This window comes from Faecalicatena contorta (assembly GCF_021531895.1).
GTDB lineage: Bacteria > Bacillota > Clostridia > Lachnospirales > Lachnospiraceae > JAFBIX01.
The window spans coordinates 1-1,913 of the sequence record NZ_JAFBIX010000065.1; the positions used below are offsets into that span (position 1 = coordinate 1).

Annotated in this window: 4 protein-coding genes; 2 read left to right on the forward strand and 2 right to left on the reverse strand. The window is 39.6% G+C overall.

Annotated features, from left to right (window positions below):
- Window positions 1-264: 264 nt before the first annotated feature.
- A complete protein-coding gene (locus JQM81_RS13375; RefSeq protein ID WP_331473165.1) occupies window positions 265-546 on the reverse strand; it encodes a type IV secretory system conjugative DNA transfer family protein in 282 nt (93 codons plus the stop codon).
- Between the two features lie 131 nt (window positions 547-677).
- The gene (locus tag JQM81_RS13380; protein ID WP_235234312.1) at window positions 678-869 is read right to left on the reverse strand and encodes a transposon-encoded TnpW family protein; all 192 of its coding nucleotides are present in this window, start codon (window positions 867-869) and stop codon (window positions 678-680) included.
- Between the two features lie 169 nt (window positions 870-1,038).
- Here JQM81_RS13380 and JQM81_RS13385 point away from each other — a divergent pair, with 169 nt between their 5' ends.
- Both JQM81_RS13385 and JQM81_RS13390 read left to right on the forward strand, forming a co-directional pair.
- A complete protein-coding gene (locus JQM81_RS13385; protein ID WP_235234314.1) occupies window positions 1,039-1,296 on the forward strand; it encodes an AbrB/MazE/SpoVT family DNA-binding domain-containing protein in 258 nt (85 codons plus the stop codon).
- Window positions 1,297-1,298: 2 nt separating this feature from the next.
- The gene (locus JQM81_RS13390) at window positions 1,299-1,697 is read left to right on the forward strand and encodes a putative toxin-antitoxin system toxin component, PIN family (RefSeq protein ID WP_235234316.1); all 399 of its coding nucleotides are present in this window, start codon (window positions 1,299-1,301) and stop codon (window positions 1,695-1,697) included.
- The last annotated feature ends 216 nt before the right edge of the window (window positions 1,698-1,913 follow it).

A 1,913-nucleotide genomic window follows, 5' to 3' on the forward strand; every position in this document is an offset into this window, starting at 1 on the left:
TTTCACTTTTTTCATTCCAAAGGAAAAAACGCCATGAAAATATGACAAAATGGCAAACCCGCCAGGCCCTGTATTTATTGGGCTTGACGGGTATTTTATACTTATTTTCTTGCAAAAGTCAGGATATTATACTATATTTGCTTTGATTTTTCAAGAGGGTAAAGCAAGAATGATATCAAAAAAATGAATGAATAAAAAAATTGGGAACGATACATTTTGAATTATTACATCCTTCCTTTGCGCTCCTATGCAACATCGTCATCTTTATAACTGTGTTTCATTTGGCCATTCATCCATAATGCAGTGTACCGGAATCGGAAGCCTTCCTCCGTACTTCCGGTCTGCCACATAATACAGTGTCTGAAACAGATTGCTGTAAATCATGCCGACCAGATAATTCATACTGGTGTCCGCATCCGGAATACAGCAAAACAGTGCTACTTTTTTCTCCCCGATACTGTATAAGTCCAGTTCGTCCGTACAGGTCAGGTTGGCGATCTGTTTCAGATTGAACGCTGCCAGACGAACACCAACAGAAATCAAAATAGATTTCGCAGTCTTGCCTGAAACAAAATGTCAATAGTTTTTTCATCAAAAAAGGCACTTTTTCGTGTCAAATTAGTGATAAAACAGCTAAAATACTGATGATTACGTTCTTTGTTGTTACAACCACTAAGTTACTCAGCCATTTTTTTCTCCATTTCCATGAAGTCCGAACGGTTAACTTCATTCACCAGCATCCGGTTAATTTTCTCCTGCATCGTCTCTCTTGCGTTCTCACTGTAATGGAATCGGACAACATAGGTTGTCTGCCCGATCCTTTTTGTAAATGTATTGCTCTCTGTTTTCATATCTGTCGTTTTATTCATTGAGTTCTCCTTTCTCTGCCAGCTTCGCAATCCTTAAGCAGCCAGCAGCACTGAATTGATCAGTTTCTTATAATTTTTCTTTTACTCCGTTTACTTTCCACCTTGAATTGGATATAATAGAATTAACCTCAAGTTTTCTTTAGATTTCAAGAATAGAAAGGATGATTTTATGAACCTTGCAAAAATTTCTTCAAACGGTCAGATCACAGTTCCGGTTGAAATCCGCCGTCTGCTCGGTCTGAAATCTGGTGATAAAATTCTGTTTTTGCAGAAGCAAAATGGTGAAATTGTAGTCAGCAATGCCTCAGCTCAGGCAATCCGCAAAGCCCAGGCTGCCTTTTCCGGTGTCGCTGAGGAAATGGGTATCTATAATGAAGATGATATTCAGGCACTTGTGAATGAAATACGGTACGGAAAGGAAAGATAATCATGCGGATTCTGATTGATACAAACATCCTTTTTTCTGCATTGCTCTTTCCCCGGTCAAAGCCCGCAAAAGCTCTGCTCTATATAGCCCAGAACCACGAAATGGTTCTCTGTGACCGCAATATAGCAGAGCTGCGGGACATCCTGAACCGTAAGGCACCCAAATATCTGCCGGATGCAGAAGTATTGCTTGCAGAAATGTCTTATGAGCTGATCCCTGCAGTTGACCATGCGGAAAAACTGATACGTGATGCAAAAGACCAGCCAATACTGAATGCCGCCATTGTCTCCGATGTAGATGTGATACTGACCGGAGATAAAGACTTTTTAAGTCTCGATATGGAACATCCAAAATGTATGACAGCTGCACAGTTCTTTGAGTATGAAGGCGTGGAGGAATGACCCCTACGCCTTTTCTTTTTCCTCCTGTTTTTGCAATTCATTTGCCCGACAGAGAGAGGACAGTTATTATCCCGATCTGGAATTCTGTTTCTGCGTCAATGTCAACAAGGCACTTGAAACTTTTATTAAAATAATATCTTTATCAAAGTCATCCCTTCTCTAAATAATATTTTCTTTTTTAAATATCTTTGTTGACAGTTAAGAAATATGCTGAAA